This is a genomic window from Pseudomonas sp. 5.2 (assembly GCF_059025405.1).
Genome location: NZ_JBYBHH010000001.1, coordinates 58,122 through 77,360, shown reverse-complemented (window position 1 = coordinate 77,360; position 19,239 = coordinate 58,122). Strand labels below are relative to the sequence as shown.

Sequence of the window (19,239 nt, the reverse complement as noted above, 5' to 3'; positions counted from 1 at the left end):
GGTTACTCTCCGCGCAGGGCCGAAACCAGCCCTTTGAATTTACTGTTGAGCAAGGTGAAGCTGGCCTGGAAACCGATGGCGTTTTCCGTGTAGTTCGATTGCTCGATCTGGGCATCCACGGTGTTCTGGTCGATCGAAGGCTGCAACGGCGTGCGGTACTTGAGCGCCTCGTCGCTGAGGGCCAGGCCGTCGGCCTCGATGTGCCGGCTGTTGGTCCGGTCCAGGGCGAAGCGGCCGCTTTGCTGCTTTTCACTCTCGGCGGCGAGCACCGAAGAGAAGTCCATGTCACGCGCCTTGTAGTTGGGCGTGTCGGCGTTGGCGATGTTATTGGCCAGCACTTCGGCGCGCTGGGCGCGGAAGCCCAAGGCCTTTTCGTGAATGCCAAGCGCCTTGTCGAAACTGATGCTCATGTCGGGGAAACCTTCGGAGGTTGACCGGAGTGTCGTTGGTCAAGGTATAGCAAGGGCTGTGCCAACCGGCTTAAAGGCCGGAAACACGGGGTTGCAAGGGGGATGCTGGCAGGCGGGATGCCAGAAAAGCGGCAAAGTGCTTCCGCTTGGGGAGGTAAAAGCGGCAATCGCCGGGCGGCAAAAGCGGCAAAACAAAATATTGACGTCAGACCATCACGGCCGATTTCAGGCCCGTGTAGGAGCAGCCTTGTGCTGCGAAGAGGCCGGTGAAGCCACAGTAGATTTACTGCACTTGCACCGGCCTCTTCGCAGCACAAGGCTGCTCCTACACCGACCTCTTCGCAGCACAAGGCTGCTCCTACACCGGCCTCTTCGCAGCGCAAGGCTGCTCCTACAGGACTCGCGTTTGGCTTTACTTGGCCTGGTAGATGATCCCTGGGCTGCACTGCACCATCTGGTAATGGTCCGGCAACCCGTTCAACGCCTCCGAGGCACCGAGGAACAGGTACCCGCCAGGCTTGAGCGTGCTGTGGATGCGCAGCAGGATGTCCTTCTTCACCTGGGCCGAAAAGTATATCAGCACGTTGCGGCAGAACACGATGTCGAACTTGCCCAGGCTCGCGTAGCTGTCGAGCAGGTTGAACGAGCGGAACTCAACGCGGCTGCGAATGGCCGGCTTGACCGCCCAGCGCCCCGGCCCTTTGGGGTCGAAGTAGCGCTGCAGGCGCTCTTGCGACAGGCCGCGGGCGATGGCCAGGCTGTCGTATTCGCCGGTCTTGCAGTTGTTCAACATGGTCCCGGACAGGTCGGTGGCGACAATCTGCGCGCCCATCTTCAACTGGCCCAGGTTGCTGCGCTCGAACTCGTCGATGGCCATCGAGATCGAGTAAGGCTCCTGCCCCGAGGAGCAAGCCGCCGACCACATGCGCAGGCGCTGGCCTGGATTGTTCTTGATGAACTCGGGAATAACCTTGTTCTTCAACACCTCGAAGGGGTAGCTATCGCGGAACCACAGGGTTTCGTTGGTCGTCATCGCGTCGACCACCTGTTCGCGCAAACCGCTGCGCGGCTGGGCCTGGATGCGCTGCACCAGCTCGCCCAGGCTCTTGATGCCCTGTTGCTCCATCAGCTTGTTGAGACGGCTGGAGACCAGGTACTGCTTATTCTCGCCCAGCAGGATGCCACAGGCTTTCTCCAGGAAGACCCGGAACTGTTCGAAATCCAAATTACCCGTAGACACTCTTGCCGCCTCTTTTCAATCGCTGGTGCCGGGAGCGGGCTCCCGGCTGCTTCAATGCGTTGCCTTGATCCGGTCGACCACGCGCTGGGCCAGGTCGTCCGGCTTGAACTTGGCCAGGAAATCATCGGCGCCGACTTTTTTGACCATCGCCTGGTTGAATACCCCGGAGAGCGAAGTATGCAGGACGATGTGCAATTTTTGCATGCGCGGATCGCTGCGGATCTCTGCGGTGAGCGTATAGCCGTCCATTTCTGGCATTTCAATGTCCGAGATCATCATCAGGAACTCTTCTTCCGGCCGCTTGCCCTCCTCCACCAACTGGCGCAGGTAATTGAGCGCCTGGCGGCCGTCGTTAAGCGCCACCACCTCGACACCGACGGTTTGCAGGCAGCGGCTGACCTGCTTGCGCGCCACCGACGAATCGTCGACGGTCAGCACCCGCAGCAGTACGGCCTTGTCCTGCACCTCGGCATCGACCACCCCCGCAGACACCTGTTCGGACGACGGCGCCACTTCGGCCAACACCTTCTCCACGTCGATGATCTCGACCATGCGGTTGTCCACACGGGTGACAGCGGTCAGGTAATGGTCGCGGCCGGTGCCCTTGGGTGGCGGGTGGATTTCTTCCCAGTTCATGTTGACGATGCGCTCGACCGAGTGCACCAGGAAGCCCTGGGTCTTGGTGTTGTATTCGGTGATGATCACAAAACTGTTGCGCGTGTCTTCCTGCAGCGGCGCCAACCCGGTGGCCATCGACAGGTCGAGGATCGGGATGGTCGCCCCACGAATGTTGGCCACGCCGCGCACCACCGGGTGTGACTTGGGCAGCAAGGTCAGCACCGGGCACTGCAGCACCTCTCTGACCTTGAACACGTTGATGCCGTAGAGCTGACCGCCATTGAGGCGGAACAGCAACAATTCCAGGCGATTCTGCCCCACCAGCTGAGTGCGCTGGTTGACCGAATCCATAACACCCGCCATGCCAGACTCCTTAACGTTTCAGCCTTTCGTTGCAATTCAGGTACCGAGTCGGCACGGGCTTTGCTTTTTTGAGCGCCATGTACACGAAAACGACATTTTTCCGACGATTGACGCACCTGCTGACTGGCTCGCTGGCCACGCTGTGCCTGCTGGCGCCCGGCGTTCGCACGCTGGCGGACGCTTTTACCTTGCCTGAACAGCTTATCGGTGTCACCCAAGGGTTTCTTGAATTCACCGTAGAAGATTATCTGGCCAGCACCCAGACCGCCGGCCGTTACGAGATCCAGGTCAGCACCCTTGACCCACGCTTGCGCATGCCGCTGTGCAGCCAGCCGCTGGACGCGTCGCTGGAAAGCCCCGCGCAGCCACTAGGCCGGGTCACGGTGCGGGTCCGCTGCGACAGCGCCGCACCGTGGACCGTGTTCGTGCCGGCAACGGTGCGGCTGTTCCGCGACGTGGTGGTGGTCACCCGCCCGCTCAAGCGTGACAACGTGGTAGGCGAAGGCGACGTGGCGCTGCGCGAGCGCGATGTCGGCACCCTCGGCCAAGGTTTTCTCAGCGAGCTGGACCAGGCGGTGGGCATGAAGATGCTACGCCCCACGGTCATCGACCAGGTTCTTACCCCACAGCACCTTGAGCAAGCGGAGGTGGTGCGCAAGGGCGACCAGGTGGTGATCATTGCCCGCAGCGGCAGCCTGAGCGTGCGCATGCCCGGCGAAGCGTTGAGCAAGGGCGGCCTGAGCGAACAGATCCGGGTGCGCAACCTGCATTCCAAACGGGTGATCAAGGCCAGGGTGACCGGCCCCGGCCAGGTCGAGGTGACGATGTAGCGGCATTGTACTGGCGGTGTGGAACCGCTTTTCCTAAACTGTGTCAGAAAACGGGTTCGCGGGCTTGCTGACAGGCGGCTACGCAATTGGGCCTAAAGTTTCTTTCGGGTTGGCCGAAAACAAGGCAAGCGTCCAAATACCCAGGGGTTTCTGATCATGGTCATCGACTTCAGTCGTTTGAATAACTCTCCGTCCGTTACGGGCGGCGTTCGCGGCAATGCTGCGGCCGGCAGCGCCGAAAAGGCCGCTACCAGCCCGGAAGCGCCAAAAGGCACCAGCGCCAGCGGAGAGGCAGTACACCTCAGCCAAGAGGCACAGCAGTTGCAGAAGGTCAGCGATACGCTGCGCGACCAGCCCGTCGTCAACAGCGCCCGCGTGGCCCAGTTGAAACAGGCCATCGCCGATGGCAGCTACCAGGTCGATGCCGGCCGGGTTGCCAGCAAACTGCTCGATTTCGAAGCCCAGCGCTGACCGTTCGGCGCGCTGACTTCACGGACGCTTACTAAAGCCAAGAGTTAGCCATGCACGACACCACCTTGCTGCAACTGATCGAAGATGACATCGCCCCGATGCAGGAACTGCTCGACCTTCTTCAAAAAGAAGCGATTGCCCTGCATGGCCGCGACATGGCGCTGCTGGAACAGATCCTGGCCCGCAAGCAGTCATTGATCATCTTGCTCGAGCAGCATGGGCAGCGGCGCAGCCACTTGCTCACCAGCCTCGGCCTCAGCGCCGACCGCGCCGGTGTGCAGGCAGTGGCGGCGCAGTCACAGCATGGCGACGCGATGCTGCAACGGCTGGACATGCTCTCGCAGCTGATGGACACCTGCCAGCAGGTCAACGAGACCAACGGCCGGATCATCCAGGTGCAGCAACACATCACCAACAATCAGGTCAGAATCCTCATGGGTGGCGATTCTCCGTCGCTCTACGACAGCCGCGGCAGCACCTCGCTGCTGGCCAAGCCGCGCGCCCTCAGCCAAGTGTGATACTTCTATCAAGCCACGTCACATACTGGCAAAATGCCGTTACTTGCGTGTGTCGTTTTTGCCTGGAGAGTGATTAGCCGTGTTCAATGAAGCCGATGCCCCGCAGCCGCCAAAGGTGCTCAGTACGCCTTTGGAGATCGCGGCCAACCTGCGACAGCTGCAGGAAAGCCATGACCCCCTGATCATCACCTTCCCTGATCGCAGCCAGCGCTTCCAGAGCTACGTGGTGCATGTCGATCGCGACAGCAATACCCTGGCACTGGACGAGATGATCCCCCGCGACGGGGAAAAATTCATCGAGAACGGCGAACCGTTCCGCGTCGAGGGCTTCCACGATGGCGTGCGCATCGCCTGGGAATGCAATGCCCCGCTCACCATCAGTGAAGTCGATGGCCACCGCTGCTACCGCGGCGCGATGCCTGAAGAAATGACCTACCACCAGCGCCGCAATGCCTTCCGGGCTGCGCTGAAGCTGTCGCAACTGGTCGACATCATCCTCGACGGCACCCACCTCAAAGGCAACGGCGCCCTGCGCGGCAAGCTGCTGGACATCTCGGCTACCGGCTGCAAATTGCGTTTCGACGGCAACGTCGAGGATCGCCTGCAACTGGGCCAGGTGTACGAGCGCTTCAAGGCTGGCAACCCGCTGGGCCTGGTCGACACCATGGTCGAACTGCGCCACCTGCACTTCGAGGAACGTATCAACACCACCTTCGCGGGCGTGCGCTTCCATAACCTCAGCGGCCAGGCGCAGCGCAAGATCGAGAGTTTCGTCTACCAGCTGCAGCGCGAAGCGCGACGGTTCGATAAAGACGATTACTGATCCGCCTGCCTGGCTTTCAGCGAAAGCCGAAGGGGCTGCTGCGCGGCCCCATCGCTGTAGCCAGAAGGGATTCCCCGTTACCGTTATTTGACCGACTGCATAGTGTGGCTTGCGCCGCGCCGACTTCAGGCGCCTTCAGGAGCCGGACACTATGATTCGTTCAACATTCACTGCCGCGCTGCATTGCCAATACGGCCAAGTCGGGGTGGTCGATACGCCTTTATGGGCCCATCCGTTTTTTTCCGCCGACCAGGATGGCTGGCTGTGCACCGATTACAAGCGCGGCGACTCCGTCAGCTTCAAGCCGATCAAGTTCACCTTCACTTTCATCGAGGCAACCGAAGATCGTCTCTATTACAAGATCAACTGCGCGACTGGCGTGAAGTTTCTCAGCGGCCAACTCGAAAAGAACTCAAACGGCTGGCTGGGCTTGTATGGGTATGCGTGGGGGGATGACCTGTTCAGCTGTATTTTTCCGCCCAACCTGTTGCGCCGGCTGCCTATCCTGCAGCAGACGTGGAAAATGGAGTTGCTCAGCACCTGGGATGGCAACCTGGAGAGCGCCGAGAATGTCGAGTTCTACCTGCGTGACAAAGAAGGCCACAGAGTCGCGCAAGTGGAGGCGCGATATTCAAGAACCAGCCCACCGCTACGTAACTGGTTCTTGCACGCCGGTAACAAAGAAGGCGATATCTTGAGATTCCACCTGCACGACATCAAGGTAGAGTGACTGCCGCGTGGCCCACCGATGAAGCGAGCAACGCCCCTTCGTCGGTGACCACACCGCCTCAAACCGACCTGTCCACCTCGACTTCAGGCTTGACCCCTCGCTCACTCGCCGCCTGCTCTTCTTCGGTATCCTCGGCCGCCACCGGCGTCTGCATCACATCCTGCACGGTCTGCTCATCGACCCGCGGGTCGAGCGCCGCCGACAACGGCGAACCAGCCGCTGGCATCGCCACGTGGCCCAATGGAGCGTCCTGCACCTGGTGCAGCCCGGTGACCGCTTTCGGCCGAATGCGCCACACCAGCACCAGCGCGAAGAACACGAAGAAGGCATAGAGCATCTGCGCGCCCAACACCTTCATCAGCACCCCAGCTGCCAGCGGCCCGATGCAGGCGCCGACACCATAGGTGACCAGTAGCATGGCCGTCAGCGAGACGCGGCGCTCGCTCTCCACATGGTCATTGGAAAACGCCACCGCCAATGGATACAGGCAAAACTGCAGCAACGAGATGACAAAGCCGATGCCGAACAGCAGCTCCAGCGGCACGCTGGGCAAGATCGCCAAGGGCGCAGAGGCCAGCGCCAGCCCTACCGCGGCACTGCGGATCAGCACCGCGCGGTCGTAACGGTCAGACAGCCAGCCCAATGGCCACTGCACCACCAGCCCGGCAAAGATGCAGCTACCCATGAACAGACCGATCTGCTCGGTGCTCAACCCCTGGCTGGAGGCGTACAGCGGCGCGAGGCCGTAGAACGAACCGACGATCAAGCCCGAACCCAGCACCGTACTGAGTGACTGCGGCACGCGCTTGATGAAAAATTTCGGCTCCATCGGCGCCGGCCGCAAAGGCGCCGGGTGGATGCGCCGGGTCATTGCCACCGGCACCAGGCACAGGGCAAAGCACATGGCAACCAGCATCAGCAGCTCAGGGCCGAGTTCAGGGTGCACCACCAGAATCAGTTGGCCGAGTACCAACCCGAGGTACGAGGCGATCATGTAGCCACTGAACACCGCACCTCGGTGCTTGGCGTCGGCCTGTTCGTTGAGCCAGCTCTCGATGACCATGTACTGGCACATCATCCCCAAGCCGACCACCATCCGCAGCCCGACCCAGGCCGGTAGCCAGTTGGTCATGCCATGGCCAAGCACCGCCGCACAGACAATGCCGGCGCAAGTCGCATAGGCGCGGATGTGCCCTACCCGGCCGATCAGCCGGTGGCCGACCTTGCCGCCCACGGCCAGGCCAAAGTAGTTGGCGGCCATCAACGCACCGACCCACAAGCTGTCGACATGATCGGCTGCCAGGCGCAGTGCCAGGTAGGTACTGAGCAGGCCCGAGCCGATAAGCATCATCAAGGCAGCGAAATACAGCGACTGAAACGGCTTCCAGATGTTTCGCATACGTCCCGTCGGGCTCCCTGGTCAGGTGGCGTTGGCTTGCTGGCTAGCATAAAAGCAATTTTGCCGCGGCGCAGTCCCCTGCCGGCGAAATAGCCAACGGGGGACGCGTCCAGTAGTGGTTGTGTCGCGATCAGGCCTGTGCTGCCAGCACACGCCGCTCCCAGGGTGTGATCTCGTCGAAGAAATCGCTCAGCTCCAGGGTCTTGGTGGCGACGTAGCCTTCGATGAACTCAGCCCCGAACAGTTCCCGCGCCAGTGCACTGCGCTTCAGTCGTTCGAGTGCCGCGTGCAGCGTGCATGGCAGGCTCAGGTGCTCTGGCACAGCGAACTCACCCTGAATCGCCGGGGTCGGCTGCAGGCGTTGCTCGATGCCATGCAGCCCGGCAGCCAGGCTGGCGGCGATGGCCAGGTAGGGGTTGGCGTCGGCGCCCGGCAGGCGGTTTTCGACACGCCGGGCCACCGGCGCACTGGCCGGGATGCGCAGCCCTGCGGCACGGTTGTCCTCGGACCAACAGGCATTGTTGGGCGAGGCGTAGGGGTGACAAAGCCGCTGATACGAATTGACGTTGGGCGCGAACAGCGCGGTGAAGTCGGCCATGCACGCCTGCTGGCCGCCAATGAAGTGGTAGAAGGTCTCGGTCGGCTGCCCCTGGTCATCGCTGAACACATTTCGGCCGCTGTCGATGTCCACCAGGCTCTGGTGGATGTGCATGGAACTGCCCGGCGTATGCGCCAATGGCTTGGCCATGCACACCACGGTCAGCCCATGCTTGAGCGCCACTTCCTTGAGCAGGTGTTTGAACAGGAACGTCTGGTCGGCCAGCAGCAGCGGGTCACCGTGCAAGAGGTTGATCTCGAACTGGCTGATGCCCATCTCGTGCATGAAGGTGTCGCGCGGCAGGCCAAGCGCCGCCATGCAGCGGTAGACCTCATTGAAGAACGGCCGCAGGCCATTGTTGGAGCTGACACTGAACGCCGAATGGCCCAGCTCCCGGCGGCCATCCTTGCCCAGTGGCGGCAAGAACGGCTGCAGCGGGTCGGTGTTGGGGGCGAAGACGAAGAACTCGAGCTCTGTCGCAACCACCGGTGCCAGGCCCAACGCCGCATAGCGGGCGATGACCGCCTTGAGCTGACCGCGGGTGGACAACGCCGAAGACCTGCCATCCAGTTCATTGGCATCGCAGATCGCCAAGGCCCGGCCGTCTTCGCTCCAGGGCAGACGGTGAATGTGAGCGGGCTCGGCCACCAGCGCCAGGTCGCCATCATCACTGCCATAGAACCTTGCCGGCGGGTAACCCCCCATGATGCATTGCAGCAGTACACCGCGCGCCATCTGCAGGCGCCGACCTTCGAGGAAGCCCTCGGCGGTCATCACCTTGCCGCGCGGCACTCCGTTGAGGTCGGGGGTGACGCATTCGATTTCATCGATGCCCTGGAGGTGCTCGGCGAGGGTGCTCGGGCCTGGGGTGGTCATGACGCTTGTCCTTGTTGTTATAGGTTGGCAACAACATAGGCTGGGGGTGTTTAAAATATCAAGCACCTGATTCTGGATGGCCCCCATTCTGTTGGAGCAGCCTTGTATCTACAGCACGCCTCAGTACAGGTTAGGCTCCATCTCCAGCTCGACCCCGAATCGTTCGTGGATATCTGCCTGAATCCGTCGCGCCAGGTCATGCAGCTGCGCCCCGCTCGCCTGGCCATAATTGACCAGCACCAACGACTGCAACCGATGCACGCCGGCATCGCCATCGCGATAGCCCTTCCATCCCGCCTGCTCGATCAACCAGCCTGCCGCCAGCTTCACCTGGCCATCGGCCTGGAGATAAGCCACGACACTCGGGAACTGCCCCCGTATACGCTCGACAAGCGCGGCAGACACCACTGGGTTCTTGAAAAAGCTCCCGGCATTGCCCAACTCGGCTGGGTCCGGCAACTTCTCGCGGCGAATGCTGCAGATGGCATCACTGATCGCCTGCGCACTCGGCTGCACTACGCCCTGCTCCACCAAACGCTGGCGCACAGGGCCATAGTCCAGGTGGGCTTGCAGCGTGTGGGTCAGCATGAAGCGCACGCGCAAGATCAGCCAGCGCCCAGGGTTACGCTTGAACAGGCTGTCGCGGTAGCCAAAGGCGCATTCTTCCAGCCCAAAGTCACGCAGCTCACCGGTCTGGCGGTCCAGCGCAGTCAAGCCGGCGAACACGTTCTTGATCTCGACGCCATAGGCGCCCACGTTCTGCATGGGCGCAGCGCCCACCGTGCCCGGGATCAGGCTGAGGTTCTCCAGCCCGCAAAAACCTTGTGCCAGCGTCCACTGCACGAACGGGTGCCAGGGCTCGCCCGCCTCGGCTTCGACCACAACGTGCTCACCGTCATCGCTGAGCACGCGGCGGCCACGGCTGGCCATGTGCAGCACCAACGCGTCGACATCACCGGTCAGCAGCAGGTTGCTGCCACCGCCAATGACCAGCACCGGCACGCCTCGGCGGTGCGCTTCGGCCAGCGCCTCACGCACCTCGTCATCATCATGCACCTGGCTGAAATGCCGGGCCCAGACGTCAATGCCAAAGGTGTTGTAAGGCTTGAGCGAAACGTGCTCCTGCCACAGCGCTGTCATAACCGCCCCTTGATTTCCACGACCAACGCTTTGCACGCTTCCTCAATCAGGTCCAGGACCTGCTCGAAACCCTCCGCGCCGCCGTAGTACGGGTCTGGCACTTCATCGAGTTTCGCGCCATAGCGGCGCAGGAACAGGTCGAGCTCGCCGGGCGCAGACTGCGGGCGCATGGCACGCAAATGGCTCAAGTTGCTTTCGTCCATGGCCAGGATCAGGTCGTACTCGGCAAAGTGGGCCACATTGACCTGCTGGGCGCGCTGCTGCGAAAGGTCGTAACCCCGCACCATGGCGGCCTTGCAAGTGCGGCTGTCGGGCGCCTTGCCGACATGCCAGTCACCGGTACCGGCGGACGCCACGTGCACCTGCTCGGCAAGCCCCGCAGCCTGCAACTGATGGCGCAGCACGCCTTCGGCGGTAGGCGAGCGACAGATGTTGCCCAGGCAAACGAACAGGACGCGCATCAGGCCTCCAGCAAGCGCCGTACGCGCTCCAGGTCTTCAGGGGTATCGACACCCACCGCGGGTGCCTCGAGGGCGTCTTCGACATGAATGCGCACGCCATGCCACAAGGCACGCAATTGCTCCAAGGCTTCGGTTTGCTCGAGCCAGCACGGGCCCCAACCGACGAAGTCCTGAAGGAAGCCCACGCGGTAGGCATACATGCCGATGTGGCGACGATAAGGCACACCTTCCGGCAGTTGCTCGCGGTTGGCGGCGAAGGCATCACGCGCCCAGGGCAGCGGCGCACGGCTGAAGCTCAGGGCCAGGCCGTTCTTGTCGCAGACCACCTTGACCGCATTAGGGTTGAACACCACCTGTGGCTCGTGGATCGGCTCGGCCAAGGTGGCGATACCAGCTTCCGGGTGGGCCGCCAGGTTGGCCGCCACCTGGTCGATGATCACCGGCGGAATCAGCGGCTCGTCGCCCTGCACGTTGACCACGATGGCGTCGGCGGGCAGCCCGAGGTGCGCTGCCACTTCGGCCAGGCGGTCGGTACCGGATTCGTGGTCGGCGCGAGTCAGCAGCACTTCGGCGCCAAATGCCTGGCAGGCCTCGACGATGCTGGCGTCATCCGTGGCGATGACCACACGGCTGGCCGCGCTCTTGCGCGCCTGTTCCCACACGTGCTGGACCATCGGCTTACCGGCGATCAGCGCCAGCGGCTTGCCCGGCAGGCGCGAAGAGCGCAGGCGGGCGGGGATCACTACCGTGTAGTCCAGGCTCATTTGTCCAGGCGCTCATCGTCGGTCAAGGTACGCGCTTCGCTTTCCAGCATCACCGGGATGCCGTCGCGAATCGGGTAAGCCAGGCCCGCGCCCTTGCTGATCAGCTCGGTCTTGTCGGCGCTGAGCTTAAGCGGGCCCTTGGTGATCGGGCAGGCCAGGATATCGAGCAGTTTGGTGTCCATGGAAGCTTCCTTGAGGCCAGGTGGCCGGAAATTGAAAAGGGGCTCAGGGCGTTGGATGCCCAGGCAGCAGGCGCTGCAACTGGCTGTCGAACCAGGCGCTGAAGGCAGGCGACGGCTGCGCCTCGACGGCCAGGTACCACCAGTCGTCAGCGGCGAAGGCACGGCATTTGACCGCATCTTTCTCGGTCATCACCAACGGCAACGGCGGCGTGAACGACAGGCGCTCGGCGCTGAACTGCGCGTGATCGGCGAACGGGTGCGGCACCGGCTGCCAGTTTAGCCCTTGCAGGGTATTGAAGAAACGTTGCGGGTTACCGATGCCCGCCACCGCGTGCAGGCGCTGGCCAGGCGGGAACAGATCCACGCCACGCCGCTCACCGCTGCGCACATTGACCAGTGCCGAGGGCTGCAAGCTGAAGGCAAAGCCCGCGGGTGAGTCGTCGCGGGCACCGTTGAACAGCACCGCGTCGGCTTCTTGCAGGCGCTCGGCCGGCTCGCGCAGCGGCCCGGCGGGCAGGCAGCGGCCATTACCCAGGCCACGGGCGGCGTCGATCAGCACCAGCTCCAGGTCTCGCGCCAGGCGGTAGTGCTGCATGCCGTCATCGCACAGGACCAGGTCAAGCGGCTCACTGACCAGTAGCGCCTGCACCGCGCGCGACCGATCGGGGTCGATCATCAACGGTACGCCCGTGCGCTGGACGATCAACAGCGGCTCGTCACCAGCCTGGTCGGCAGCCTGGTCGGCCTCAACGCGCCAAGGCAGGTGAACTGGCTTGGCGCCATAACCGCGGCTGACCACACCGACCTTGAGCCCCTGCCGGCGGCAATGCTCGATCAGCCAGAGGATCATCGGCGTCTTGCCAGTGCCACCCACGGTAATGTTGCCCACCACGATCACCGGCACCGGCGCGCGGTAGCTGGCACTTTCGCCACTGAGAAACCGCGCACGCTTGCGCGTCACCACGCGGCGGTACAGGGCTTCAAGCGGGCGCAGCAGCGCCAGGGCCGGGTGCCCGGCGTACCAGGCGGCGAGCAAACGGTCGGCAAAGGCCATCAAGGCGTCCCCTGGGCTGCCTCGACGGTGGTCATGCGCAACTGGCTGAAACCGAGCTTGCCGGCCGCATCCATCGCGGTCACCACGGCCTGGTGCGGTGTCTTGCCGTCGGCGCTGATCGCCAGCGGTAACGTGTGATCACCGCCCGACTCACGCTCGATGGCCTCGCTCAAGGTGGCCAGGTCGCTTTTGGGCAGCAGGTTGTTGTTGACCGAATACACGCCCTCGGCGCTGATGGTGACTTCCACCAGCTTGCGCTCATCGGCCGGCGGCTGCTCGGCGCTGGCGGCCTCGGGCAGTTCGACGCGCAGTTGCGTCTCGCGGGTGAAGGTGGTGGTGACCACGAAGAACAGCAACAGGACGAACACCACGTCGATCAGCGACGCCAGGTTGATGTCGACGTTTTCCCGCTGGCGGTTGCGCCGAAACTTCACGCCTTGCCTCCGGCCACTTCGACTTCACGGTCGCCCTGGATCACTTCCACCAGTTTGATCGCCTCTTGTTCCATGCCAACCACCAGCTCATCGATGCGGCGCAGCAGGAAACGGTGGAAGAACACCGCCGGGATACCGATCATCAAGCCGGCTGCGGTGGTGACCAGGGCCTTGGAAATACCCCCGGCCAATACGGCAGCGTTGGCAGTCATCTGCGAGCCCATGAAGGCGCTGAAAATGTCGATCATGCCCAGCACGGTGCCCAGCAGGCCCAGCAACGGGGCCATCGCGGCAATGGTGCCGAGGGTGCTGATGTAGCGCTCCAACTCGTGGATGACGCGCGATGCGGCCTCCTCGATGCACTCTTTCATGATTTCGCGGCCATGGCGCGAGTTGGCAAGGCCTGCGGCAAGGATTTCGCCCAGCGGCGAATCGGCGCGCAGGGCCTTGAGCTTGTCACTGGTGAGTTGCTTGTCCTTGATCCACATCCAGACCTGGCCTAGCAGGTGTGGCGGGGTCACGCGACTGGCGCGCAGGGTCCACAGGCGCTCGACGACGATAGCCATGGCAACGATGGAACTCAGAATGATCGGCAGCATCATCCAACCACCGGACTTGACCAATTCCCACACAGTAAACGCCCCTTCGGAAAAAGGCCGCCACTCTACCATAGGACCGCCGGGGGCTCATCTGCCGAAGGTCAGGGAATTGGCCGGACCCACTTACCGCCTTGGGGGCAGTCCAGATACAGCACCAAACCTGAAAGGAGTGCTGCACCTGTGGGAGCGGGCTTGCCCGCGAAAGGGCCCGATCAGCCACTGCCGGCTTCACGCCAGAAGCGCCGCTGCCCCCGCACACCCTCAACGTCACCCTGCCCCCCCAGCACCAAGCGCAACGCGCCCTCCACCGCTGTATCATGAATCGCCAGCCCATGCCGCCGATAGCGCTCGAGCACCTGGGCATGCGGATGCCCAAAACCATTGTTGCGCCCCCGCGAAATCAGCACCCCACGTGGCGCCGTGGCGCGGATGAATGCCTCGGTGGACGAGCTGCGACTGCCATGGTGCGGGGACTGCAGCCAATCGATGCGGGGTGTTTCAGTGGATGCCAGCCAGGCCCGTTCGGCAGCGGCTTCCAAATCGCCAGCCAACAGCAAGCGCTCCCCTTGCGCCTCGACCAGCAGCACGCATGAGCGGTCGTTGCTGCTCTGCCCTTCAGCCCAATGCCACAGGGAAAAACGCACGCCATCCCACTCCCATTGCTCACCCGTGACACACGGCTGCAGCCCAAGGCCCTCCAGCCCCTCGCCACCGAGCACCCGCTTGACCGGGATGCCCTGCGCAATGGCCAGCGCGCCCCCGGCATGGTCGGCATGGGCGTGGCTGATCAGCATCGCATCCAAGTGGCTTACGCCCAGCTTGCGCAGGGTCGGCAGCACCACCCGCTCCCCCGCGTCGTACTCCCCTTTTGCTGGCCCCGCATCGTAGAGCAAGCTGTGATGGCGGGTACGCAGCAGCACCGCGAGCCCCTGGCCGACGTCCAACTGCCAGACTTCTACCTGCCCCAAGGGCACCGACTCGCGGGGCACCCATAACGCCAGCAGCATGAGGCCGCCCACCCCCCGCAAGGGCACGCCACGGGGTAGCAGCACCAGCAACGCACCCAGGCACACCACTAACCAAGCCCACAGCGGCAAGGCTGGCGGCACCCACGCCGGGCGCCAGCTCGCGGCCAGGGCCAAGACCCTGAACAGCACCTCCAGCAAGCCCCCAGCCAGCCACAGCAACGCTTCGCCGGCGCCCGCCACAGGCAACAGCAGCGTGCCCAGCAAAGCCAACGGCAACACAGCAAGGCTGACCCACGGCACCGCCAGCAAGTTGGCCAGGGGCGCACTCAGGCTCACTGGCAAGCCAGTGGCCAGCAGCACCGGCAGCAAGCCGATGGCGATCACCCACTGCGCACGCGTCCAGGCCTGCCAGGGCCGCCAGCCGCCCAAGCGGGCACTGAAGCAGTAGATCAAGGTCGCCACAGCGGCAAACGACAGCCAGAACCCCGGCAACAGCGCCGCCAAGGGTTCGAACAACAGCACCGCGACCAGCGCCAGCAGCAATGGCAGCATTGCGCCAAGGTGACGAAAGCGCAGACGCCAAAGCAACACTACCGCCAGCATCAGGCAGGCCCGCTGCACCGGCACACCGCCACCGGCAAGCCAGCCGTAGGCCAGCGCAGCGGCCATCGCCAGGCCGCAGGCCGAGGGCAGCCAGGGCAGCCGCGCGGGCCACAGGCCCCAGCGTGCCAACCCGGCAACCAGGCCATAGAGCAAACCCGCCACCAGGCCGATGTGCTGCCCGGAAATCACCAGCAGGTGCACCGTGCCTGTGGCCTGCAGCGTCTGCCAGTCCTCGCGGGCCAGGCCCGCACCGTCGCCCAGCACCAAGGCCACCAACGCCGCTTGCCGCCCATTGGCCTCGACCGCCAACAACCGTTGCCGCAGTTGGTCTCGCCAGCTGCCCGCGACAGCGCTCAATACCTGCCCAGCCTTGACCGTGCCGGTAGCCCCGACCCGCCGAGCCAGCAACTGCGCCTCTCGATCAGGCCCATGGGGGTTGAGCAGCCCGGCAGGCCGCTGCAGGGTCACTGCCAACCGCCACTGTTCGCCCGCACGCACAGCCGGCCCGTTGAACCAGCTCAGTTTCAAGCGCCGCGGCAGTTCGCCACGCCGTGAGTGGGGCTGCTCCAGTTCGAAGCGCACGCCATGCGCGGTACGGCTCGGCAGCCCGACAACCTTGCCCTCCAGCCACAACGTGCGGCCATCCAGTTCAGGCGCGAGTCGATCATCCAGCGCTCGCTGGGCCGATCCGCACGCCCAGCACAAGCCCAACAGAAAACAGCCCACTGGCCAAAACCGCGTGAACAGGCTGGCAACACCACCGACAAACAGCAGAAGTAGCCATCCGACCGATGGCAATACGGGGAGAAAGCCCAGGCAGAGCAGCCCGAGCGCGAGCGCAAACATCCCTGTGCGCATGAGGTAGAGCTCCGCTGCGAAATGACCTTCTCAGGCATAGCGCAAATGCCGGCAAAGCTTGCTCAACAATTGTCACAAACTCTAAACGAGGCCGTTAAGGAATCAAGGCATACTGCCCCGATCAACGCCCCGGGAGCCTACATGCCGCGCCGACTTTTCAAACGCTACATGCCGGATCCGACCAGCATTCGGGAACACAAGTCCTTACGCTTTTTCGGCACGTTGCTGCACGACCCGAACCTCTGGCACCTGAACCGGCACTCGGTGGCCCGGGCCATGGGCGTGGGCCTGTTTGCGGCGCTGATCCCCATCCCCATGCAGATGCTGCTGGCCGCTGCGCTGGCGATCCCGGTGCGCGGCAACCTGCCGATCGCGGTCAGCCTGGTGTGGCTGACCAACCCGCTGACCATGCCACCGGTGTTCTTCGTCACCTACATGACCGGCGCCTGGCTGCTGCAGATACCGCCGCGCACCCTGCCCGACGACCTGACCTTCGAATGGATCACCGACCAGCTGTCGACCCTGTGGCAACCCTTCCTGCTCGGCTCGGTGGTGTGTGGCGTGGTGCTGGGCATCCTCGCCTACTTCAGCACCTTGCTGTACTGGCGTTGGTGGGTGGGCCGGCAGTGGCGCCGGCGCAAACTCAAAGGCTCAGGCGCGCATGCCGCGGCCGCTGACCAGCAGGCGGATGCACAGGGTGTACAGCACTGCGGTAGCCACCAACATAAAGGTGATCGCCGTCCCGATACTGATATCCGACACCCCTAGGATGCCGTAGCGGAACGAGTTGACCATGTGCAGCACCGGGTTGGCCAGTGACACGGTCTGCCAGAACGGCGGCAGCAGGTTGATCGAGTAGAACACCCCGCCCAGGTAAGTCAGCGGCGTCAGCACGAAGGTCGGGATGATCGAGATATCGTCGAAGTTGCGCGCGAACACCGCGTTGACGAAGCCCAGTAACGAGAAGATGGTTGCCGTCAGCAGTACCACGACCACGGTCACACCCAGGTGGTGCACCTGCAGGTCGGTGAAGAACATCGACAGGATGGTGACGATCACCCCGACCGCCAAGCCACGCAGCACGCCACCCAGCACATACCCCACGAGAATGGTGTGTGGCGACACAGGGGACACCATCAGCTCCTCGATGGAGCGCTGGAACTTGCTGCCGAAGAAGCTCGACACCACGTTACCGTAGGAGTTGGTGATCACCGACATCATGATCAGCCCCGGCACGATGTACTGCATGTAGGTGAAGCCGCCCATGTCGCCGATCTGCCGGCCGATCAGGTTACCGAAAATGACGAAGTACAGGACCATGGTGATCGCTGGCGGCAGCAGGGTCTGCGGCCAGATGCGTAAAAAGCGCCGTACTTCGCGGTAGACGATGGTGTTGAGGGCCACCCAGTTGGTGCGCAGTTCCACACTCATACGGCCACCTTCGACAGGTTTTTTTCCACCAGGGACACGAACAGCTCCTCGAGTCGATTGGTTTTGTTACGCAGGCTTTGCACCTCGATGTTCTGCAGCGCCAGCTGGCCGAACAGCGCGGTGATGCCGATGTCTTTGTCCACCTGCACTTCCAGGGTGTGCGGGGTCAGCAGCCGGCACGGGTAGCCTTGCAGCACAGGCGCCGAGGCCAGGTCCTGCTTGATGTCGAGGACGAAGGTCTCGACATGCAGCTTGCCCAGCAATTGGCGCATGCTGGTGTTCTCGACGATGGTGCCGTGGTCGATGATGCCGATGTTGCGGCACAGCTGCTCGGCCTCTTCGAGGTAGTGCGTGGTCAGGATGATGGTGATGCCCTTCTGGTTGAGCTCGGTGAGGAAGCTCCACATCGAACGGCGCAGCTCGATGTCCACACCCGCGGTGGGCTCGTCGAGAATCAGCAGGCGCGGTTCGTGGATCAAGGCACGGGCGATCATCAGGCGGCGCTTCATGCCACCCGACAACGAGCGGGAAGGCACGTCACGCTTGTCCCACAGCCCCAGCTGGGTCAGGTACTGCTCGGCGCGCTCCTTGGCAAGCTTTGGCGGGATGCCGTAGTAGCCTGCCTGGGTGACGACGATGTCGAACACCTTCTCGAACTGGTTGAAGTTGAACTCTTGCGGCACCACGCCCAGGCAGCGCTTGAGCGCCGAGGGCTCGCGGTCCAGGTCGTGGCCGAATACGTTCACCGTGCCGCTGGTCTTGTTGACCAGGGTCGAAAGAATACCGATGGTGGTGGATTTGCCGGCGCCGTTGGGGCCGAGCAAGGCGAAGAAGTCGCCTTCGGCAACGTCCAGGTCGATGCCCTTGAGGGCCTGGAAGCCATTACCGTAGGTCTTGGTCAGCTGTCGAATGGACAGGGCGGAACTCATAGCGGGCCATTTACCGAAAAAAAAGGTTCAGGACACGCCAGGCAAAGTCACTGGCGCAGTGAGTGCGGCCATGGTGCAAGGCCCGGCCACACAAGTACAGTCACATGTATTGATAATGACTATCGAGGCAGGTTCAAGTCAGCGCGGTCATCACCGCCGCCTGGTAGGCCGGGCGCTGCTTCAGGCGCGCGTACCAGGCCTCCAGGTGATACATGGCCGGGCGCTCGATAGGCATTTCGAACCAGGCGTAGATGAAGCTACCCAGTGGGATGTCGCCCATGCCGATCTGGTCACCGGACAGGTACGGCTGCTGGGCCAGGGTTTCGTCGGCGATGGCCAGCAATTGCGCGCACTGCTTGTGCGCGGCGTTGATCGCGACCCAGTCGCGCTGGTCTTCCGGCGTGCGCAGCAGGCCCCAGAACAGCGGGCGGAAGGGGGTAGCGAAGGACGAGGTGGTCCAGTCCATCCACTTGTCGGCCAAGGCGCGCTGGCGCGGGTCTTCCAGGTACCAGCCCTGCTCGGCACCATACTCGGCGCACAGGTAGCGGACGATGGTGTTGGACTCCCACAGCGTCAGGTCGCCGTCTTCGAGCATCGGCACCAGGCCGTTGGGGTTGCGGGCGCGGTAATGCGGCTCGTTGACCACGCCGAAGGCGCCGCCGGCGTCGATGGATTCGAAATCAAGGCCCAGCTCGTGGGCGATCCACAGCGCCTTGCGCACATTGCTCGAATTCTTGCGGCCCCAGATCTTCAGCATGGCAACGTCCTTATAAATGCGGAGGTGGTCCAGTCTACTCCAGAGTCTTATTGCCTGTACTGGCCTCTTCGCGGGCAAGCCCGCTCTCACAGGAAGCACCCCAATCTTCAAGCCACGGGTAACCCTGTGTGAGCGGGCTTGCCCGCGAAAGGGCCGGCACAGGCCAACAATGATCTGAAACTC

The 19,239-nt window shown here is 63.2% G+C and carries 22 protein-coding genes; 6 read left to right on the top strand and 16 right to left on the bottom strand.

Annotation, left to right across the window (positions count from 1 at the left end; all coding sequences use genetic code 11):
• Window positions 1–2 precede the first annotated feature (2 nt).
• The 3 genes from flgB to AC5PZ0_RS00330 all read right to left on the bottom strand — a co-directional run bounded on the left by flgB (window position 3) and on the right by AC5PZ0_RS00330 (window position 2,631).
• Window positions 3–410: a flagellar basal body rod protein FlgB gene (flgB, locus tag AC5PZ0_RS00340; RefSeq protein ID WP_099428630.1), complete on the bottom strand. Its 408-nt coding sequence runs from the start codon at window positions 408–410 to the stop codon at window positions 3–5.
• 412 nt (window positions 411–822) lie between these two features.
• Window positions 823–1,650, bottom strand: coding sequence for a protein-glutamate O-methyltransferase CheR (gene cheR / locus AC5PZ0_RS00335; RefSeq protein ID WP_027593054.1), 828 nt, complete (start codon window positions 1,648–1,650; stop codon window positions 823–825).
• Window positions 1,651–1,701: 51 nt separating this feature from the next.
• Window positions 1,702–2,631, bottom strand: a complete 930-nt coding sequence (locus AC5PZ0_RS00330) for a chemotaxis protein CheV (protein ID WP_412765469.1) — start codon at window positions 2,629–2,631, stop codon at window positions 1,702–1,704.
• A gap of 77 nt (window positions 2,632–2,708) precedes the next feature.
• On the opposite strand from AC5PZ0_RS00330, the gene flgA reads away from it, so the two are divergent.
• The 5 genes from flgA (at window position 2,709) to AC5PZ0_RS00305 (ending at window position 6,003) form a co-directional block, all read left to right on the top strand.
• Window positions 2,709–3,461, top strand: coding sequence for a flagellar basal body P-ring formation chaperone FlgA (gene flgA / locus AC5PZ0_RS00325; protein ID WP_493854083.1), 753 nt, complete (start codon window positions 2,709–2,711; stop codon window positions 3,459–3,461).
• 156 nt (window positions 3,462–3,617) lie between these two features.
• Entirely contained in the window at window positions 3,618–3,932 is a 315-nt protein-coding gene (gene flgM / locus AC5PZ0_RS00320) for a flagellar biosynthesis anti-sigma factor FlgM (RefSeq protein ID WP_099428627.1), read from the top strand.
• 50 nt (window positions 3,933–3,982) lie between these two features.
• The gene (locus AC5PZ0_RS00315) at window positions 3,983–4,450 is read left to right on the top strand and encodes a flagella synthesis protein FlgN (protein ID WP_099428626.1); all 468 of its coding nucleotides are present in this window, start codon (window positions 3,983–3,985) and stop codon (window positions 4,448–4,450) included.
• Between the two features lie 79 nt (window positions 4,451–4,529).
• Window positions 4,530–5,273, top strand: coding sequence for a flagellar brake protein (locus AC5PZ0_RS00310; RefSeq protein ID WP_099454954.1), 744 nt, complete (start codon window positions 4,530–4,532; stop codon window positions 5,271–5,273).
• A 151-nt stretch (window positions 5,274–5,424) separates the two neighbouring features.
• Window positions 5,425–6,003 carry a hypothetical protein gene (locus tag AC5PZ0_RS00305; protein ID WP_493854082.1) on the top strand — a complete coding sequence of 193 codons (579 nt, stop codon included), beginning with the start codon at window positions 5,425–5,427 and terminating at the stop codon, window positions 6,001–6,003.
• A 58-nt stretch (window positions 6,004–6,061) separates the two neighbouring features.
• Here AC5PZ0_RS00305 and AC5PZ0_RS00300 read toward each other — a convergent pair whose 3' ends face one another.
• The 10 genes from AC5PZ0_RS00300 to AC5PZ0_RS00255 all read right to left on the bottom strand — a co-directional run bounded on the left by AC5PZ0_RS00300 (window position 6,062) and on the right by AC5PZ0_RS00255 (window position 15,939).
• Window positions 6,062–7,402 carry an MFS transporter gene (locus AC5PZ0_RS00300; protein WP_027593061.1) on the bottom strand — a complete coding sequence of 447 codons (1,341 nt, stop codon included), beginning with the start codon at window positions 7,400–7,402 and terminating at the stop codon, window positions 6,062–6,064.
• A 130-nt stretch (window positions 7,403–7,532) separates the two neighbouring features.
• Window positions 7,533–8,774, bottom strand: coding sequence for a glutamine synthetase family protein (locus AC5PZ0_RS00295; protein WP_265969592.1), 1,242 nt, complete (start codon window positions 8,772–8,774; stop codon window positions 7,533–7,535).
• A 222-nt stretch (window positions 8,775–8,996) separates the two neighbouring features.
• Entirely contained in the window at window positions 8,997–10,016 is a 1,020-nt protein-coding gene (murB, locus tag AC5PZ0_RS00290) for a UDP-N-acetylmuramate dehydrogenase (protein WP_493854081.1), read from the bottom strand.
• On the bottom strand, window positions 10,013–10,477 hold the full coding sequence (locus tag AC5PZ0_RS00285; RefSeq protein WP_099428622.1) for a low molecular weight protein-tyrosine-phosphatase: 465 nt from the start codon (window positions 10,475–10,477) through the stop codon (window positions 10,013–10,015). Before AC5PZ0_RS00285 ends, murB begins: the two co-directional genes overlap by 4 nt.
• Window positions 10,477–11,241: a 3-deoxy-manno-octulosonate cytidylyltransferase gene (gene kdsB, locus AC5PZ0_RS00280; RefSeq protein ID WP_099453299.1), complete on the bottom strand. Its 765-nt coding sequence runs from the start codon at window positions 11,239–11,241 to the stop codon at window positions 10,477–10,479. The genes AC5PZ0_RS00285 and kdsB overlap by 1 nt, the downstream gene beginning before the upstream one ends.
• Entirely contained in the window at window positions 11,238–11,423 is a 186-nt protein-coding gene (locus AC5PZ0_RS00275; protein ID WP_003247142.1) for a Trm112 family protein, read from the bottom strand. The genes kdsB and AC5PZ0_RS00275 overlap by 4 nt, the downstream gene beginning before the upstream one ends.
• Before the next feature lie 43 nt (window positions 11,424–11,466).
• Window positions 11,467–12,477 (bottom strand): tetraacyldisaccharide 4'-kinase, encoded by a 1,011-nt coding sequence (gene lpxK / locus AC5PZ0_RS00270; RefSeq protein ID WP_493854080.1) that lies wholly within the window; start codon window positions 12,475–12,477, stop codon window positions 11,467–11,469.
• Entirely contained in the window at window positions 12,477–12,911 is a 435-nt protein-coding gene (locus AC5PZ0_RS00265) for an ExbD/TolR family protein (RefSeq protein WP_027596067.1), read from the bottom strand. The genes lpxK and AC5PZ0_RS00265 overlap by 1 nt, the downstream gene beginning before the upstream one ends.
• Window positions 12,908–13,543, bottom strand: a complete 636-nt coding sequence (locus AC5PZ0_RS00260; protein WP_027596066.1) for a MotA/TolQ/ExbB proton channel family protein — start codon at window positions 13,541–13,543, stop codon at window positions 12,908–12,910. Before AC5PZ0_RS00260 ends, AC5PZ0_RS00265 begins: the two co-directional genes overlap by 4 nt.
• A 179-nt stretch (window positions 13,544–13,722) precedes the next feature.
• Window positions 13,723–15,939 carry a DNA internalization-related competence protein ComEC/Rec2 gene (locus tag AC5PZ0_RS00255; RefSeq protein WP_493854079.1) on the bottom strand — a complete coding sequence of 739 codons (2,217 nt, stop codon included), beginning with the start codon at window positions 15,937–15,939 and terminating at the stop codon, window positions 13,723–13,725.
• 141 nt (window positions 15,940–16,080) lie between these two features.
• Between AC5PZ0_RS00255 and AC5PZ0_RS00250 the strand changes: the two genes are divergently transcribed.
• Window positions 16,081–16,707, top strand: a complete 627-nt coding sequence (locus tag AC5PZ0_RS00250) for a DUF2062 domain-containing protein (protein ID WP_143491078.1) — start codon at window positions 16,081–16,083, stop codon at window positions 16,705–16,707.
• On the opposite strand, the gene AC5PZ0_RS00245 is transcribed toward AC5PZ0_RS00250, so the two are convergent.
• From AC5PZ0_RS00245 to AC5PZ0_RS00235, 3 genes are all read right to left on the bottom strand, one after another.
• On the bottom strand, window positions 16,591–17,370 hold the full coding sequence (locus AC5PZ0_RS00245; RefSeq protein ID WP_016500910.1) for an ABC transporter permease: 780 nt from the start codon (window positions 17,368–17,370) through the stop codon (window positions 16,591–16,593). The genes AC5PZ0_RS00250 and AC5PZ0_RS00245 overlap by 117 nt on opposite strands.
• Window positions 17,367–18,299 (bottom strand): ABC transporter ATP-binding protein, encoded by a 933-nt coding sequence (locus tag AC5PZ0_RS00240; RefSeq protein ID WP_099428619.1) that lies wholly within the window; start codon window positions 18,297–18,299, stop codon window positions 17,367–17,369. The genes AC5PZ0_RS00245 and AC5PZ0_RS00240 overlap by 4 nt, the downstream gene beginning before the upstream one ends.
• A 133-nt stretch (window positions 18,300–18,432) precedes the next feature.
• On the bottom strand, window positions 18,433–19,056 hold the full coding sequence (locus AC5PZ0_RS00235) for a glutathione S-transferase (RefSeq protein ID WP_099453294.1): 624 nt from the start codon (window positions 19,054–19,056) through the stop codon (window positions 18,433–18,435).
• Window positions 19,057–19,239 lie beyond the last annotated feature (183 nt).

Bases quoted from the DNA above. Each gene is read 5' to 3' on its own strand.
- flgB (WP_099428630.1), bottom strand. From the start codon at position 410: ATGAGCATCAGTTTCGACAAGGCGCTTGGCATTCACGAAAAGGCCTTG.
- AC5PZ0_RS00330 (WP_412765469.1), bottom strand. From the start codon at position 2,631: ATGGCGGGTGTTATGGATTCGGTCAACCAGCGCACTCAGCTGGTGGGG.
- flgA (WP_493854083.1), top strand. From the start codon at position 2,709: ATGTACACGAAAACGACATTTTTCCGACGATTGACGCACCTGCTGACT.
- flgM (WP_099428627.1), top strand. From the start codon at position 3,618: ATGGTCATCGACTTCAGTCGTTTGAATAACTCTCCGTCCGTTACGGGC.
- AC5PZ0_RS00315 (WP_099428626.1), top strand. From the start codon at position 3,983: ATGCACGACACCACCTTGCTGCAACTGATCGAAGATGACATCGCCCCG.
- AC5PZ0_RS00305 (WP_493854082.1), top strand. From the start codon at position 5,425: ATGATTCGTTCAACATTCACTGCCGCGCTGCATTGCCAATACGGCCAA.
- AC5PZ0_RS00300 (WP_027593061.1), bottom strand. From the start codon at position 7,402: ATGCGAAACATCTGGAAGCCGTTTCAGTCGCTGTATTTCGCTGCCTTG.
- AC5PZ0_RS00295 (WP_265969592.1), bottom strand. From the start codon at position 8,774: ATGACCGCCGAGGGCTTCCTCGAAGGTCGGCGCCTGCAGATGGCGCGC.
- murB (WP_493854081.1), bottom strand. From the start codon at position 10,016: ATGACAGCGCTGTGGCAGGAGCACGTTTCGCTCAAGCCTTACAACACC.
- AC5PZ0_RS00285 (WP_099428622.1), bottom strand. From the start codon at position 10,477: ATGCGCGTCCTGTTCGTTTGCCTGGGCAACATCTGTCGCTCGCCTACC.
- kdsB (WP_099453299.1), bottom strand. From the start codon at position 11,241: ATGAGCCTGGACTACACGGTAGTGATCCCCGCCCGCCTGCGCTCTTCG.
- AC5PZ0_RS00275 (WP_003247142.1), bottom strand. From the start codon at position 11,423: ATGGACACCAAACTGCTCGATATCCTGGCCTGCCCGATCACCAAGGGC.
- lpxK (WP_493854080.1), bottom strand. From the start codon at position 12,477: ATGGCCTTTGCCGACCGTTTGCTCGCCGCCTGGTACGCCGGGCACCCG.
- AC5PZ0_RS00255 (WP_493854079.1), bottom strand. From the start codon at position 15,939: ATGCGCACAGGGATGTTTGCGCTCGCGCTCGGGCTGCTCTGCCTGGGC.
- AC5PZ0_RS00250 (WP_143491078.1), top strand. From the start codon at position 16,081: ATGCCGCGCCGACTTTTCAAACGCTACATGCCGGATCCGACCAGCATT.
- AC5PZ0_RS00245 (WP_016500910.1), bottom strand. From the start codon at position 17,370: ATGAGTGTGGAACTGCGCACCAACTGGGTGGCCCTCAACACCATCGTC.
- AC5PZ0_RS00240 (WP_099428619.1), bottom strand. From the start codon at position 18,299: ATGAGTTCCGCCCTGTCCATTCGACAGCTGACCAAGACCTACGGTAAT.
- AC5PZ0_RS00235 (WP_099453294.1), bottom strand. From the start codon at position 19,056: ATGCTGAAGATCTGGGGCCGCAAGAATTCGAGCAATGTGCGCAAGGCG.